Source organism: Chitinophaga silvisoli (genome assembly GCF_003412465.1).
Taxonomy (GTDB): Bacteria; Bacteroidota; Bacteroidia; order Chitinophagales; family Chitinophagaceae; genus Chitinophaga; species Chitinophaga silvisoli.
This window is the reverse complement of sequence record NZ_QTJV01000012.1, coordinates 70,553-86,805: the sequence shown is the minus strand read 5'-3', so window position 1 is coordinate 86,805 and position 16,253 is coordinate 70,553. Positions and strand designations below refer to the sequence as shown.

Below are 16,253 nucleotides of genomic sequence, written 5' to 3'. Positions count from 1 at the left end.
TAATATTTTGTATCAGTGACTGATGATTCACCCTGTTTGTCAAGCTTGCAGTGGTTTTGCTATCACCATACCTGCAATTGTTCCGGCACACACTTCTCTCCCCGCTGCATTGCGCATACTTACCTTACATTTTAGCTTTCCAAAACGAAAGAACTGCTTCTCTGATGTCACCGTAACTTTTTCGCCCGGGAAGACCGGGTGCATGAATTCAATTTCTGTTGAGGTCAGTCCAAACCCCATGCCGGACCCTTCAGGCACGCCACCTTTGAGATAGATTCCCAGGCAAACCAGGCCTATCTGGGCCATGGTTTCTGTAAGGACTACCCCTGGTGTGACGGGAAAGCCTTTAAAGTGACCTTTGTAAAAATCCATGTCTGCATGGTACGTAAAATGCCCAACCACCTTATCACAATCAATATAATCCAGGCCATCAACAAAAAGGAAAGGCGGAGAATAAGGCAGGTAATTAAGTATGTCGTGTGTAGTCATGATCTAACAGATATGTGCACCTCCATCCACGGGAATGACGGCCCCGTTGATCCAGGCAGCTTCATCTTTACATAAAAGATAAACAACATTGGCCACATCTTCAGGGCTTGTGAGCCGCTGGAAAGGATTGCGGGCTTCGCTCCAGGCAATCAGCTGTTCGCTGCCGGGTATGAGTTGCAAAGAACGGGTGTTGGTAGTACCGGCCTGGATACAATTGGCCCTGATGCCCAGTGGGGCGAATTCTAAGGCAATGTTCCGGCTGATGGCTTCCAGGGCTGCTTTGGCAGCAGATACTGCGCCGTAATGCTTCCATGCGCGGTGACTGCCTTCGCTGGTGAATGAGAGGACCCGGGCATCCGTCGCGAACAGATGCAGGGCTGAGATATCTTTGACCCATTCATAGAGGCTATAGGCCATACTATCGAGGGTAATGCGGTAATCATCTATACTAAGGGCAGTGCCGGTTTCAGGGAGCATGGCTTTGAGGGTGCCCCTGGCGATGCTGTGAAGCAGGCAGCGGATCTTTCCATTTTCAGGGGACCGGCCGGCTGGAGTGGTTTCCTGGTTTTGAGTGCTCCGTTGAGAGGCGATACTGGCCTGCAGAGTATCCAGGTTTTGTGTGCTCATCTGAGAAGCGATACTGGCCTGCAGGGTTTCCTGGTTTTGTGCGCTCCCCTGAGAGGCGATACTGGCCTGCAGGGTTTCCAGGATCTGCGCCCGCTTGTCTGCGCGGGTTACATCTGCATTGAAAGTGAGCAGCTGTACACCAGTTGCCCTGATTTCGTCAAATGCTGCATTCACCTTTTCCATTTCCACACCCGGATCACGGTGCACGATGCAAAGGTTCATCCCATGCGATGCGAGCTTGCGTGCGGCGGCCAGGCCGAGTCCCGAGCTTCCACCCAGGATGATCGCCCAGTATTGATGATCACTGAAGTCGTTTGCCATGATGCTGCGTACTGAAATGCTTCCTTGTATTGCTAAAATAATGATTTTATCAGGGAAATGAAATGCCCCGGTTTACCGGAGGCCTGTCATTTTGAATTTGAGCCGGCTGTAGTCATTACCGGCGGCGGATGTAAGGTTCTGCGATCTGCTCCATTTTGATAGCTGATTGAAGTCATCGCGCTTTTACCTGGATACAGACGAATTTTTGAAAAGAAATTCAAAAATTTACCACTGCAAAAGAATACGCTGCGCAGAAAAGCCTGGCCCAAAACTCAGCATCAGGCCACGCTCTCCCGCTGGTACCTGCCTGTCCATAAACCGCTCCAATACATACAGCACGGTCGCACTGGACATATTGCCATATAATCTTAATACTTCCTTGGTATCGTCTATATTCTTTCCTAAATCCTGGAACAAGCCTTCCACCGTCTGGATGATCTTCTTGCCACCCGGATGAAAAATAAAATGCTGGATATCATCTATCGTAAATCCATTTCTTGACAAAAAGGGATGTATGATATCAGGGAAATGCGCTGCTATCTGATCAGGCACTTCTACATCCAGCACCATCTGCAAACCTGTATTGGTGAGCCGGAAACCCATCAGGTGTTCTGCCTCATAAAAATGATACATCTCCTCCCCTACTATTTCGGGTCCTTCATCATCGGGATGAGAAGACAGGATGACACAAGCCGCTCCATCTCCAAAAATGGCGGCGCTCACGATATTAGGCATTGAAAAATCGTCCAGCTGGAATGTGGCAGTAGGCGATTCTACCGCAATAACCGCCGCTCTCTTGCCGGGGTTGGCCTGCAGGAATTTCTTGGCGTAAATCATTCCTGAGATACCTGCAGCACAGCCCATCTCCGTCACCGGCAGGCGTACGATATCCTGTTTTAACTGCAATGCATTGATCAGGTACGCATCCAGTGAGGGGATCATGATCCCTGTACAACTCACTGTAATGATATAATCCAGTGACTGTGGAGACAGACCTGCTTTTGCCAGGGCAGTTTCCAGGCATTCCTTCCCCAGCTTAATCACCTCCCTGATATACAGATCATTCTTCTCTTCAAAACTTGTTTTTGTAAACACATCTTCTGGTCCCATGATTGAGTACCTTCTTTCCACTGCTGCATTTTCAAAAATCTTTTTCACTTTCCGGGCAAAACGATCTTCCTGGCCGGACAACCACATGTCCAGGAAAGGCATAATCTCATCTGTAGTACGGGTATGTGGCGGCAAAGCCTTAGCTACCGACTGAATTTTAACACTCATAAATTTGATATTATCCACTGGTAGCGGTAAGCCCATTTCCACCTGAGGGTATATTGAACGATATTTAACGATGTAGCAAGCGCGATCAGTTCCTTTCTTTTAAAACCACGCAGGATAGAGATCCGACCATCTTCTTTGGCCATAGTACCCAGTCCCCACATAAAACTAAACAGGCAGAATAAATAATAAGCCATCCTGCTACGATGCAGGTCATTGATCACGATCCCGATGCCTGCATTGCGGCGAAGCAATTGCAGCAGGTTTATTATTTCTGCTTCTGCAAAATGATGCAATGTTAATGTGCAAAGAACAATGTCATATTTGCTGGCAGCAAATTCTTCGGCGAAGATATCCGTACAATGATAAGTGATTTCAGGATATGTTGCAGACAATGCGATGGCGTGATCGATGGTGAAACGGTTTGCATCGATGCCGGTGAACTGAATTTGCCGGCCTTCTTGGCGAAATGTTTTAGCCAATGTACGCAGCATATCTCCATTACCGCAACCCAAATCAACTATACTAACGGTTTTGTCCCTGGGTATGGATTGCAGCAATTGGCGTACCCCCTGTACAGTTATACGGTTACCACCAAGTAACTGGTTGATGCCGGCTATTTCGTCGAGCGTTTGTCGCAGGTGATCGCCTTCCATCTGGAAGTCGTCCATGATCTCAGGTGCGCTTGTTCTTTGACTGGTATTGATCATTAATAAATAGTAGTATGCTGTTAAAGGCTTTTCATTTGTAAGGCCACTGATATTCTGTCAGACCGATAATGGCTTGCCGTGTGTCTGCCTGATGATAAACGGCAATAATACGGGCATGGCCACCACTGTTCCCATGGTTAGGCCTGAAAGCCATGGATGCGTAAAGATTGTTGAAAGCAAGCTGCCAGCTTTCATGCGTTTAGCGAACTGCTGATTCCATTTCCTTGTATATGCTTTTTCCAAAGCAAGCCTTGGCTGTCCATCCAGAATCTGCTGCGCTGCCAGCTGCGCACTGCTGATGGCCATTGCCATTCCATTTCCACAAAGCGGATGAATCAAGCCAGCTGTATCCCCCGTCATTAAGATGTGCTGTTCCACTTTTTTCTTTTCAGAAAATGAAACCTGGCTGATCGTCAATGGCCGTTCAAACAAGGGTTCACTATTCGTAAAGATCTCTTTCAGAAATTTATTTTCGTATAGTACTTCCCGGCGGTGCTCATCGATATTCCTGTAATGCTTAAAGACCTCATAACTGGCCAGGTAGCAGATATTGACAATATTCTTTTCCACTTTAGATACGCCACAATACCCGCCTCTGAAATTATGCAGGGCTACGAGGCCGTCAGGGAAGTCTGCCTGGTAATGTGCTTTGACCGCCAGCCATGGAGACTTTTTCTCCCAGAAATCCCTGTTTAATTGCTGGTCGAGTGCGGCTCTCTTGCCATAAGCCCCGATGGCATGTGCGGCAAACAATGTACCGTTTGCCGCAGTTTCAATTGCAAACTGTTCATTTACAAAAGAAACATTGGTCACTGTGTCCTGCAAAAGTTGGACACCATTGTTCACAGCCTTTTCCATGAGAAAGGCATCCAATGCAAAGCGGCTGATGCCGAAGCCTCCGAGGGGAAGGCGGGTTTCCACTTTCCTGCCCGCTACTGTGGAAATACATACCCTTTCAATAAGGGCAGGCGACAGTACACCCGGATCTGCATCCAGCCATTGCAAATATGGCAATACTTCGTTTGAGATGTACTCTCCACATACTTTGTGTCTGGGGTAGGGATGCTTCTCGATGACAGTAACATGCAACCCTGCTTTTGACAGATGAATAGCGGCGGTAAGGCCGGCCAGTCCACCACCTACAATAATAACTTCGCGAACTGGTTGCATAGTGACGATTTCTGTGGCAAGTCTACACATAATTTTTTACACATGCGAAAAAAATGGTGTACAGCGGACACAAAAAAATATTCAGCAGCAAAAGAGAAAATAATTTTAAGCACAGGCAACCTTTTCCAATTACCCCTCGTATTACATTTCCGGAGTGCGCATCCACATTTAATCATTTAACCGTAAAAAGATGAAATCTAAGACATCTATCCTCATTGCTGTTACAGCAATAGCATGTGCATTCCTCACATCTTGTAGTAAGGATGACAATAAAGACAACAACAATCCTGAAAAACCTGTTGCAAAGGTACAGGTGACTACTGATGCGACTTTAGGTAAAGTCCTGACAGACAGTGCAGGTAGAACCCTGTATTTTTATACGAAAGATGCGGGGGATACTTCTACCTGTACTGGTGGCTGTCTGGCTGCATGGCCATTGTTTTACAGTGCGGATCTGGCATTGACCGATACAAGTCTGCACGCATCTGATTTTGCTACCATCGTAAGAGGTGACGGTTCGAAACAAACCACTTACAAAGGATGGCCACTGTACTACTATGTAAAAGATACTTTGCCGAAACTGACGCTGGGTGAAAAGGTAGGTAACGTATGGTACGTTGCAAAACCTGATTACAGTGTGATGCTGGTGAATGCTCAGCTGGTAGGACTGGATGGTGTAAACTACACGAGCACTTATACTGCGGGAAACGAAATAACGCAGTACCTGACCGATGCCTGGGGCAGAACGCTGTATGCATTCTCGCCGGATAAGTTTAAGAAAAATACGTTTACCAGTGCAGATTTCAGCAACAATGCCACCTGGCCGGTGTATGAGTCTGATGCATTTAAGTTCGCACCTTCCCTGCTGGCTAAAACTGATTTCGATACGATTCATGTATCAGGGCATGTGCAGTTGACCTATAAGGGCTGGCCTTTGTATTACTTTGGTGCGGATGCAATGACCAGGGGAAAAAACAAAGGCGTAAGTGTGCCAAGACCGGGTGTATGGCCTATCGTGAACAACAATAGTACAACAGCACCTCAACCATAATTCCGGGCCCTCTGTCGTCTGAATCTATCATTCCCGGATTAAATAAGAGGGATGACCAGGCTGGTCTTTTCAGACCAGCTTTTATTTTTTTGAAAACTGTTCCTTTGTTTTATTTCTTTACTTTATTTGTCTGAATGTGAGGCTCATTCTTCCATTCATGGTATTCGTCGCCGGTATCGCATGCTGCCATTCAGCCTGTACCTGCTGTGTCATATAGATCAGGGAGCCGGGTGGCAGATCATAATCTTCTATTACTGTCTTATCGCTAATATTTCTGAACCGCAATGTCCGCGTCTCTCCTACTGATAAGATAGCGATACCGGTATCGTCACAAAGAATATCTGTCTGATCGGAATGATACCCCATTTTTGATTTCCCATCCAGGTAATAGTTAATCAGGCAATTATTCGGGGTGAATCCAAGGGCTTGCGTAATGCTTTCAATGAGCACGGCAATTTCGGGAATAAAGGGTCGTTCAGGATAACTCATCTGCGAGTAATTATAAGCCTTTCCATAACTTACCGTACTGCGGGCTGCCATGCTGGTATCCCAATCTGCATGATCATGCAGGAACTGATACAGTTCGGCAGCATGATCAATAAAATCGGGTATAAATGTAATTCCGTGCATAATTTTATAATAGTAAAATATCTATACGATGCGCCTGCACAATCTGATCGGCTGCAGACCAGGAGAATACCGTAAAATAACCATCCTGCGAGGCTACCAGTGCCAGTGCATCCCGCTGGTCATGCACAAACTGTGCGGCTGAAAAATGCCGGGTACCACCAATATTGGAAGGGTGCATTAACCTTGGCAGGCCATCCGTCACGGGTTCAATGTACATCACCTGTTCCACCGGTGTACTATCGCTGGCACGGGCGATTTTGGAACCGAAGGTGAGCAGTTCATGCCTGTCGTTGATTACAGTGGCACCATCTACAGCGGTGAGTCCGGAGATATTTTCCACCTCTCTTCTCAGCGCATTCTGCCAGTACAATTCCGTCACCTTACCACAGTTCTGCCGCAGCAGATCGGCTACACCCGAGAAAGGCGGGGCTATCGGATATTGCAGCGGATGGATAATTGAGTTCTTCCAGTTGTCATGCGTGGAAGGCACGACCAATAAAATACCTCCCCGCTTGTGCGCGCGCATAGAAACAGCTATCTGGATCAATACATTGACAGGGTCATTCCATACACCGGAAGAATCCTGGCCCATGAGTGAGGTGACAATAGCGGGGGTATCTACCCTGCGGGCGCAGCTTTCGTCTACAATTTTTACCTGGTCTCCTCTTAACATGGCTACGTTGGCAAACTTGCCCATACCGATGATACGGCGGTGCTTCACCACCAATAATCCGGGTTCCGAGACATCCAGTACAAAACAGTAATTGGGGAGTTTCATTGTTGTACCCCAGATGTACAATTCTTCGCCTTCGTACCACACCCCGATATGAATACCTGCTCTTTCCACACCAGGCCCCAGCTTGGTCAGTACCCTCGGATCCAGGGGAATGGGTTGTTCAAACAGCAGGGGTCTGCCCGCCTGGGAAGGAGGCAGGAATGCGAGGGAAATACGAATCGGGATGCCTTCCTCCCTGCGGAGGCTGGCCCAGAAGGCCACATCTATGATTTTTTCGATTACGCTTGCATCAGGAGCATGAGCGAGATCTTCTTCCCCGTTTTCACTGGCCAGATTTAAATGGTGTAAGAAATGGGTTGCTATATTGCCGGCAACTTTGGAAGCTGCCTGATATGTAGATTCAAATGAAGTTACTTCCATATGTCAAAGATAATAAATTGCATGGCTCGTATAATTCCCCGCATTTCTTGACAAAATCAACACCCCTGATCTTGCTGGCAACAAATTTGTACCCCTTACGAAAACTAAAGGTTCATGGCAAAAACAATTGCAGCCCAACTCGTTGCACAGCTGGTAAAGGCCGGTGTAAAGCGTGTACATGGCGTAGTAGGCGATAGTCTGAACGGCATCGTTGATGAAATCAGGAAACAGGGAAATATAGAGTGGATTCATTACAGGCATGAGGAAGCGGCTGCTTTTGCAGCAGGTGCGGAGGCACAGTTGACCGGTACCCTCGCTGTTTGTGCGGGGAGCTGCGGACCGGGGAATTTACACCTCATCAACGGCTTGTACGATTGCCATAGAAGCATGGCACCGGTATTGGCCATTGCCGCCCATATACCCAGCATGGAAATAGGTACCGGGTACTTCCAGGAAACGCACCCTGATCTGCTCTTCAGAGAATGCAGCCATTATTGTGAGACCATCGCCTCCGCCCGTCAGATGCCCAGAGTGCTGCAAATTGCGATGCAAAATGCAATAGGCCAGCGTGGGGTATCCGTCATCACCATTTCAGGCGATGTGGCCCTTGAAGAAATGGAAGACGATTCCCTCGAACACCCGGTTATGAAACGCCTGCCAGCTGTAAGGCCCCATGATGGCGACCTGGAACTGCTGGCTGGCATGATTAATACTGCTAAGAAAGTTACCCTGCTATGTGGGAGTGGTTGTGCAGGTGCCCACGATGAACTCATGAACTTCGGGGCAAAGGTTTTGTCTCCTATGGTCCATGCACTACGCGGCAAAGAGCATGTGGCATATGACAATCCTTATGACGTAGGGATGACTGGATTGATTGGCTTTGCCTCCGGCTACCAGGCCATGGAGGATAGTGATTTACTGTTGTTGCTGGGAACCGACTTCCCTTACTCCAACTGGTACCCTACCAAATCGAAGATTGTACAGATAGAGTTGCGTCCTGAGAAATTAGGGAGGCGTTGTAAACTGGACCTGGGCCTTGTCGGCACCGTGAAAGAGACCCTGGCGGCCCTGCTCCCCCTGATCGAACAAAAAGATGACCGTAGCCACCTGGAGAAAGCTTTGAAAAACTATGTAAATAGTAAAGAGGAGCTGGCCTCGCACGCCAGCAGTACGGATACGCCTATTCATCCCGAGTACCTGACCACAGTAATAAGTGCCGCCGCTGACCCTGATGCCATTTTTACCTGCGATGTGGGGGAACCTACAGTATGGGCAGCGAGATATGTAGAGATGACAAAAGACCGCCGCCTGCTGGGGTCCTTTAATCATGGTTCCATGGCGAGCGCTATGCCACAAGCCATTGGGGCTCAGTTAGAATACCCTGAAAGACAGGTGATTTCACTTTCGGGCGACGGCGGGTTTGCAATGTTAATGGGCGACATCCTTACCATTCTGCAATACAATCTGCCTGTTAAGATTGTGATCTATAATAACAGCTCCCTGGGATTTGTGGCCATGGAAATGAAGGTAGCCGGAATGGCCCCCTATGGTACTGACCTGAAGAACCCCAACTTTGCAAAGATGGCAGAAGCTATTGGCATAAAAGGAATCAGGGTAGAAGATCCTGCAGCACTGCCGGGGGCTATTGACGAAGCGCTGATGCATGCGGGGCCTGTGCTGGTAGATGTGGTGGTGAATACCTCTGCCCTGGTCATGCCTCCTAAGATAGATGTAAAGCAGGCGAAGGGATTTGGGATCTATATGATGAAACAGGTCTGGAACGGAAAGGGGGGCGAAGTATGGGATACATTGAAAACGAACTTCTTAGATAAAGAATAATTGGTTTTTGCTAATAAAAGCATAAGGGAACTACTTAAGTAGTTCCCTTTTTGCATTATAAATAATTATATATAACATATCAATCAGTAAAATATCTCTTTTTTAGACCTATTACTTCAAAAAATGCTTGCATAAACCAAACTAAACATTAATTTTATACTTAAGTACTAAAGAAATTCAACCAAACATCTACTTAAGTGTAATATTAATTTTATAAAAATGTGTTTATGAAATTCTTCCCTACCACTTTGCTAATTATCTTCATTGTATGTGCTCAAGTTGCCCGGGCTGAAGAAAACCCACCGCGGAAGAAGAGGAAGAGTCAATTGCTAAAGGAACTACCAGCATCCATTAACAAGGACACAGCCAACGATGTAAGTGGCAGCGACGCTGCCCCATTCAAGCCCAGCATACAGGTGGGCGCTATTGTACATATGTTCGCCGGCGCTGAGCAGGATGGATTTGGTAGTCCATCTGCCGCCGAAGCTGCCAAAGACTGGAGCAAGAGTTTTACCCTTTATCGCGCAAGGGTATTGGTCGGCGGCCAACTCTCTAAAAAAGGAAGCTTTTTTATGGAAACAGACCTGCCATCAGCCATTGGGGTGCAACTGAGTACAGGCAATAAAAGCACAAAGGTATCCCCTATCCTGCTGGATTGCCAGTATGAGTATGATTTCTCCAATGCCTTTCAATTGGTGGCCGGGATGCAACTGGTTTCCAACAACAGGAATGGCTTACAGGGCGCTGCCGGATTGATGGCGAACGATTTCACCTATTTCCAGTACCCTTACAATCTCTTTGAAAACAGTCCGCTAAACGGGAATTTTGGGCGTGACCTGGGCGTGAATGCACGCGGGTTCCTCGCCAAAGACAAACTCGAATACCGCCTTGGGGTCTTCACAGGCAGGAACACTGATGGCAAAGCACCTTTACGTACGGTCGGCAGGCTGGCTTATAGTTTCCTGGATCCTGACAAGGACTATTACTATGCAGGCACTAAACTGGGAAATGGTAAAACATTTACCTGGGGTGCGGGGTTTGATGCACAGGGATCTTATTATAACCTGAGCACAGATGTATTTTTAGACAAGCCATTGGGACAGGCAGGCTCCCTGACGCTCAATGCTGCTTTTCAATATATGACCGGGGGTACGGATACGCTGTCGAAATATTCATTTGCCAGGATGATTCCAAGACAAACCGTACAATTTCTGGAATTGGGATATTATTTTAAGGAGCCGAAACTTCAACCATGGGTGAGATTTGAAAATCAACACATCATTTCTCAGCAGGCGCAGACAAGCGGCGTACCTACGTATGATTTCGACCAAACCAACTCAAGCTATGTTGTAGGCGGGGGACTGAATTACTTCTTCAATGGCACGGGCACCAACTTACGTTTATCGTATACCACCCGCTCCTATGATGTAAAGGAAGCCACCGGCTATGCTGATAAGACATTCGGACAGGTATGGCTGCAGGTGCAGTTCTTTATATTCTGATCCACATTATTTACCCTACATGTAATTACACATATGAAAACAACGCGCTTCTTATTCTTTTGTTTCTTATTGGCTGCATTTGCTTCCTGTCATAACAATGCAGGCAAGACCGGTGAAAATACTACTGACAATGGCGAAACGGTGAAGATCGGAGTATTGCATTCGCTCAGCGGCACCATGGCTATTTCTGAAGTATCACTGCGCGATGCCGTACAGATGGCCGTAGATGAAATCAATGCATCCGGTGGTGTGCTGGGTAAAAAAATAGAACCCGTGATTGTAGATCCGGCTTCTGATTGGGACCTTTTTGCCGAGAAGGCAAAAGAATTATTAATAGATAAAAAAGTATCTGCTGTATTTGGTTGCTGGACATCTGTGTCACGCAAATCAGTGCTGCCGGTATTTGAAGAAAACAACGGACTGCTCTTTTATCCTGTACAATACGAAGGAGAAGAGTGTTCCAATAACGTGATTTATACAGGTGCCACCCCGAATCAGCAATTGATACCTGCGGCGGAATACCTGATGAGTGAGAAAGGTGGCGGGTATAAGAAGTTTTATTTACTGGGCACCGATTATGTATTTCCCCGTACTGCCAATAAAATACTGAAAGCATATTTACTTTCCAAAGGTGTACCTAATGAGAATATCATTGAAGAATATACGCCATTCCACCACCAGGATTACCAGACCATCGTATCGAAGATCAAACGCTTTGCTGCTGATGGAAAAGCCTGTGTACTGTCCACCATCAATGGCGATAGCAATGTGCCTTTCTACAAGGAATTTGCCAACCAGGGATTGTCTTCAGCCACCTGTCCTATCATGGCCTTCTCTGTTGCAGAAGATGAGTTAAGATCTATGGACACTGAGTTCCTGGTAGGGCACCTGGCTGCATGGAATTATTTCCAGTCAAATGACTCTCCTGAAAACAAAAAGTTCGTGGAAGCATTCAAGGCTTTCTGTGAGAAGAAAGGATTGCCGGGGGGCAGCAAGAGAGTGACGGACGATCCTATCTGCTGGGCTTACACTGGTGTGTACCTGTGGGCAAGAGCAGCTACCAAAGCAGGTTCTTTTGATGTCAATAAAGTAAGGACGGCATTATCAGGTTTAGAGTTTGACTCTCCCGATGGCAAGGTGAAAATGGATGTAGGTAATCACCACCTGGCAAAACCGGTGATGATTGGAGAAATAAAACCAGATGGGCAGTTTGACATCATTTCGAAAACTGACAACCTGGTAAGCCCTCAACCATGGTCGCCACTGACTTCACCAGACAAGGATTGCGATTGGGTGAATCATAAAGGCACGTACACTAAATAAGGAAACATGAAGAACATGCTTATAGCAGCCCTTGTGTTATGGACGCAGTGGGCGATGGCTGCTACCGATAGCACGACCATATTCGTATCGCAGATATTGCATGATAGTGAAAAGACCTACGCTATTCAACAACTGGTCGCCAGGCAGGACCCGCAAACATTTGCGCTGCTGAATGCGATCAACAATAAAAAACTGTATTTATTCAACAATGAGGCTGTTACAACCGGAGAAAAAAATGGAACATCCTCTTATGAAATATATTCATTGTATCCGAAGAACGAATTGTTGGTCAACAAGAATGGTCAACCGCTTCACACCTCCATTGATGCGTTAACGGTAGTAGAGATCAGCCGTGCTGACCGGTTGTTACTCAACGGTATACTACCCATACTGGAACTTTTTAGTCCTGAACCAGCGAAAAGAATGCTCGCTTATGGTCAGCTGAAAGACAGTCATGCCCCTCACCGTATTGAAATGCTGCAGGTGGCTCTTGCCCGGGAAACCAATACTGATGCGCTTCGCGCCGGCAAAGACATCCTGTACGCCATTCAATTGAATACTACTACTGATGCACAGACTGCCAAAAGATATATTGACAGTCTGGCCGAAAACTGGGGCGACAATGCCCCGGTTTTCTTATCCGCATATGCAAAATCGAAAAAGCCTTTTGCGGACTATGCAGGGCAAAAAGCAAGCTCTTTAGAACGTAAGTATGACTACCTGCAGAAAGTGCAGAATTTATTTAGTGGATTAAGTTTGGGAAGTATCCTTATTCTGATTGCCCTGGGCCTATCGATTGTCTATGGCCTGGCAGGCATCATCAACATGGCCCACGGAGAATTTCTCATGATTGGAGCCTACACTACTTATTGTATTCAAACCTTATTTACTGAAGTACTGAAGGTACCTTACACTGACCTGCTGTTTATCATCTCTCTCCCACTGTCCTTCCTGGTAGCAGGCCTGCTGGGACTCCTGCTGGAAAGACTGGTGGTGAGGCACCTCTATGCACGACCACTGGAAAGCCTGCTCGCTACCTGGGGTGTGAGCCTGATCCTGATTCAGACTGCCCGCTCCCTGTTTGGCGACCTGACAGCTGTGAAAACACCTGCTTTCTTATCGGGAGGTTTAGCCGTATCACCACACCTGGTATTGCCATACAACCGCATTTTTATCATAGGCCTGACGGCATTGATCGTGTTGCTGACCTACCTCATGCTTTACAAAACCAGGATCGGCTTACAGATCAGGGCTGTTACGCAAAACAGGAATATGAGTGCATGCCTGGGAATCGACACCAAAAAAGTGGCGGCGCTGACCTTCTTCTTTGGTTCAGGACTCGCCGGCATAGCAGGTTGTGCCATGACCCTGATCGGGAATGTGGTGCCTGATATGGGGCAGACTTACATCGTGGATTCCTTCCTGGTGGTGGTGACGGGTGGTGTTGGAAAGATCGTGGGTACGATTGTATCAGGACTGGGGATTGGATTTTTCACCAAGATCCTGGAAGCATTTTTCCAGGCGGTATATGGCAAGGTATGCATCCTCCTGTTCATTATGTTGTTTATGCAGTACAAACCTAAGGGCCTCTTTCCTTACAAGGGGCGATTAGCAGAAGATTAATCTTATGGAAAAGAAAATTTATTACCTGCTCTTCATCGCATTTTTCGCCTTACTCTTACCGGCGGGACACCTGATGGGATGGGTATCGATCAATACTATATCACTATGGGGCCGGTATTTTTGTTTTGCCATTGCAGCTCTGGGCATTGACCTGATCTGGGGCTATACCGGTATTCTCTCTATGTGCCAGGCATTCTTCTTTTGTTTAGGCAGTTATGGCATTGCGATGCATATGCTGCTGAAGACCAGTGGCAGTGCATTACCGGAGTTCATGGTATGGAACAAGGTTGAATCTTTACCCTTCTTCTGGGTGCCGTTTCAGTCATTTGGTCTGACATTGGTTCTTTGCCTGGTCATTCCGTCTCTTCTTGCTTTTGTGATTGGCTATGTATTGTTCAGGAGCAGGATCAAAGGTGTGTATATGGCCATTATTACACAGGCACTGGCATTGGCTATGTGGCTGCTGTTCCTGCGGAATGAAACTGGTTTGGGAGGTACGAACGGCCTCACTGATTTTAAAACGTTGCTGGGATTGCCTTTATCAAATACCTATGTAAAACTGGGCCTTTATTTAATGTCCCTGCTACTCCTGTGCGTTGCATATTTCGCCTGTTACCAGATCACGCATTCCAAATTCGGAAAGGTCCTGCAGGCAATACGGGATAGTGAATCGAGGGTAAGCTTTACCGCGTACAAGGTGATGGATTATAAACTGGCAGTATTCGTGGTAGCCGCGCTGCTGGCGGCGATAGGTGGTATGCTCTACGCACCGCAAACGGGTATTATCACACCAGGGCGTATGGATGTAAAAGCATCCGTAGAGATGGTAATGTGGGTGGCGCTGGGTGGCAGAGGTAAGCTGAAAGGTGCTGTAGCCGGGGCCTTGCTGGTGAACTTCCTGTATAGTATCTGTACCAGTTTATTCCCTGATTCCTGGTTGTACATCCTGGGCTTCCTGTTTGTGATCACGGTATTATTCTTTGACAAAGGCTTTGTAGGATTGATGGATAACCTGACTAAAAGAAAAGAACCATGCTATTAAGTGTAAATAACCTGGCGGTATCCTTTGGCGGGGTACAGGCCTTATCGCTCAGTCATTTTAGTCTGCAGCCACAGGAGCTGCGGGTGATCATCGGTCCGAATGGCGCGGGCAAAAGTACTTTCCTGGACATCATTTGCGGACGAACAAAACCAGATACAGGTGAGGTGTACTTCAATGACAGGGCGATCATGGGCATGACGGAAGTGAGCATAGCCAGACTGGGTATAGGGCGCAAATTCCAGCAGCCCTCGGTATTCCCGGGCCTGACTGTGTATGACAACTTATTGCTGGCGGCGAAGATGAAGAAGGATATTTTGTCTTCTTTGTTTTTCAAACCATCGCAGTTATTGAAAGCACGAATTCACGAGGTGGCAGAAAAGATTGGATTGACGAAGGTGCTTTCTTCCATAGCCGGGGCCTTGTCGCACGGACAGAAGCAATGGCTGGAGATAGGTATCGTGGTGCTGCAGGATCCGAAGTTGTTACTGATAGACGAACCTGCAGCAGGGATGAGTGATGAGGAAACGTATAAGACGGGAGAACTCTTACTGGAATTATCCAACAATCACGGCATCATCGTGATTGAGCATGATATGAAATTCGTTCAGCAGATTGCCCGGGAGAGGGTAACGGTATTGGAAAGAGGGAAGTTGCTGGTAGAAGGGAGTTTTAACGATATCAGGAATGATCAGCGTGTGATCGACTGCTACCTGGGCCGTAACAATACTCAACTCGAAAATTTATGAGCAAGATTTTACAGGTAGAAAATGTGGTGGCTGCCTATGGGCAAAGTACCATCCTTTGGGGCACCAGTCTGGAGGTAAAGGCGGGTGCAGTGACGACTGTAATGGGGAGAAACGGCGTGGGTAAAACGACGCTTCTGAAAACGATTATGGGTGTGATCACTGCCCGGGAGGGAAAGGTAGTATTCAAAGACAGGGATATTACCGCATTGGGGCCTGCCGGCAAAGCGAAGGCAGGGATTGCCTATGTGCCACAGGGCAGGGAGATTATCCCTAAACTGACGGTGTATGAGAATTTATTACTGGGACTGGAAGCAGCCCCCGATCGCAGGGCGGGGATCCCGGAGGAGGAAATCTACCGCCTGTTTCCCATCTTAAAAGATTTCAGGAAAAGGGCTGGTGGCAACCTGAGTGGTGGTCAGCAGCAACAGCTGGCGATTGCCCGGGCATTGGTCAGCCGCCCTTCCCTGCTGCTGCTGGATGAACCTACGGAGGGTATACAGCCCAGTATAGCGCAGGAAATAGGGCATATTTTACAGCAGCTGGTGCAGGAAAAGGGCTTGTCAGTTTTGCTGGTAGAGCAGAAAATTGACTTTGCCAGGCAGGTAAGCGACTATTATTATTTTATGGACAGGGGCAAAATGATCAATCATGGAAGTGCGGAGGAAATGGACTTTGCTTCACTGGAAAGGCATATCGCGGTTTAATAAAAGACTACCTGGCAGGAAGGATTTTTATTATCTTCATAGCTA

15 protein-coding genes are annotated in these 16,253 nt (G+C 47.3%); 8 read left to right on the top strand and 7 right to left on the bottom strand.

The annotated features are described in order from the left end of the window. Positions 1–39: 39 nt before the first annotated feature. The 5 genes from DXN04_RS26670 to DXN04_RS26645 all read right to left on the bottom strand — a co-directional run bounded on the left by DXN04_RS26670 (position 40) and on the right by DXN04_RS26645 (position 4,592). Positions 40–489: a 3-hydroxyacyl-ACP dehydratase FabZ family protein gene (locus DXN04_RS26670; RefSeq protein WP_116856465.1), complete on the bottom strand. Its 450-nt coding sequence runs from the start codon at positions 487–489 to the stop codon at positions 40–42. A gap of 3 nt (positions 490–492) precedes the next feature. Continuing rightward, positions 493–1,437, bottom strand: coding sequence for an SDR family oxidoreductase (locus tag DXN04_RS26665; protein WP_233525692.1), 945 nt, complete (start codon positions 1,435–1,437; stop codon positions 493–495). Between the two features lie 225 nt (positions 1,438–1,662). Beyond that, on the bottom strand, positions 1,663–2,715 hold the full coding sequence (locus DXN04_RS26655; RefSeq protein ID WP_116856464.1) for a type III polyketide synthase: 1,053 nt from the start codon (positions 2,713–2,715) through the stop codon (positions 1,663–1,665). Then, complete coding sequence (locus tag DXN04_RS26650; protein WP_116856463.1) at positions 2,712–3,422, bottom strand: methyltransferase domain-containing protein; 711 nt, start codon at positions 3,420–3,422, stop codon at positions 2,712–2,714. The genes DXN04_RS26655 and DXN04_RS26650 overlap by 4 nt, the downstream gene beginning before the upstream one ends. A 57-nt stretch (positions 3,423–3,479) precedes the next feature. Next, a complete protein-coding gene (locus tag DXN04_RS26645) occupies positions 3,480–4,592 on the bottom strand; it encodes an NAD(P)/FAD-dependent oxidoreductase (RefSeq protein ID WP_116856462.1) in 1,113 nt (370 codons plus the stop codon). 190 nt (positions 4,593–4,782) lie between these two features. Between DXN04_RS26645 and DXN04_RS26640 the strand changes: the two genes are divergently transcribed. Beyond that, positions 4,783–5,643, top strand: coding sequence for a hypothetical protein (locus DXN04_RS26640; RefSeq protein ID WP_116856461.1), 861 nt, complete (start codon positions 4,783–4,785; stop codon positions 5,641–5,643). A gap of 117 nt (positions 5,644–5,760) precedes the next feature. Here the strand turns inward: DXN04_RS26640 and DXN04_RS26635 are convergent, their stop codons facing one another. Further along, positions 5,761–6,273: an alpha-ketoglutarate-dependent dioxygenase AlkB gene (locus tag DXN04_RS26635; protein ID WP_116856460.1), complete on the bottom strand. Its 513-nt coding sequence runs from the start codon at positions 6,271–6,273 to the stop codon at positions 5,761–5,763. A 4-nt stretch (positions 6,274–6,277) separates the two neighbouring features. Continuing rightward, positions 6,278–7,429 (bottom strand): putative sensor domain DACNV-containing protein, encoded by a 1,152-nt coding sequence (locus tag DXN04_RS26630; RefSeq protein WP_116856459.1) that lies wholly within the window; start codon positions 7,427–7,429, stop codon positions 6,278–6,280. A gap of 114 nt (positions 7,430–7,543) precedes the next feature. On the opposite strand from DXN04_RS26630, the gene poxB reads away from it, so the two are divergent. The 7 genes from poxB to urtE all read left to right on the top strand — a co-directional run bounded on the left by poxB (position 7,544) and on the right by urtE (position 16,208). Continuing rightward, on the top strand, positions 7,544–9,268 hold the full coding sequence (gene poxB, locus DXN04_RS26625) for a ubiquinone-dependent pyruvate dehydrogenase (RefSeq protein ID WP_116856458.1): 1,725 nt from the start codon (positions 7,544–7,546) through the stop codon (positions 9,266–9,268). 227 nt (positions 9,269–9,495) lie between these two features. Continuing rightward, positions 9,496–10,770 (top strand): hypothetical protein, encoded by a 1,275-nt coding sequence (locus DXN04_RS26620; RefSeq protein ID WP_116856457.1) that lies wholly within the window; start codon positions 9,496–9,498, stop codon positions 10,768–10,770. A gap of 33 nt (positions 10,771–10,803) precedes the next feature. Continuing rightward, positions 10,804–12,093 carry an urea ABC transporter substrate-binding protein gene (gene urtA / locus DXN04_RS26615; protein ID WP_116856456.1) on the top strand — a complete coding sequence of 430 codons (1,290 nt, stop codon included), beginning with the start codon at positions 10,804–10,806 and terminating at the stop codon, positions 12,091–12,093. Between the two features lie 6 nt (positions 12,094–12,099). Beyond that, the gene (urtB, locus tag DXN04_RS26610) at positions 12,100–13,716 is read left to right on the top strand and encodes an urea ABC transporter permease subunit UrtB (protein ID WP_199415142.1); all 1,617 of its coding nucleotides are present in this window, start codon (positions 12,100–12,102) and stop codon (positions 13,714–13,716) included. A gap of 4 nt (positions 13,717–13,720) precedes the next feature. Continuing rightward, a complete protein-coding gene (gene urtC, locus DXN04_RS26605) occupies positions 13,721–14,758 on the top strand; it encodes an urea ABC transporter permease subunit UrtC (protein ID WP_116856455.1) in 1,038 nt (345 codons plus the stop codon). Then, a complete protein-coding gene (gene urtD / locus DXN04_RS26600; protein WP_116856454.1) occupies positions 14,749–15,504 on the top strand; it encodes an urea ABC transporter ATP-binding protein UrtD in 756 nt (251 codons plus the stop codon). The genes urtC and urtD overlap by 10 nt, the downstream gene beginning before the upstream one ends. After that, the gene (urtE, locus tag DXN04_RS26595; protein WP_199415141.1) at positions 15,501–16,208 is read left to right on the top strand and encodes an urea ABC transporter ATP-binding subunit UrtE; all 708 of its coding nucleotides are present in this window, start codon (positions 15,501–15,503) and stop codon (positions 16,206–16,208) included. The genes urtD and urtE overlap by 4 nt, the downstream gene beginning before the upstream one ends. The last annotated feature ends 45 nt before the right edge of the window (positions 16,209–16,253 follow it).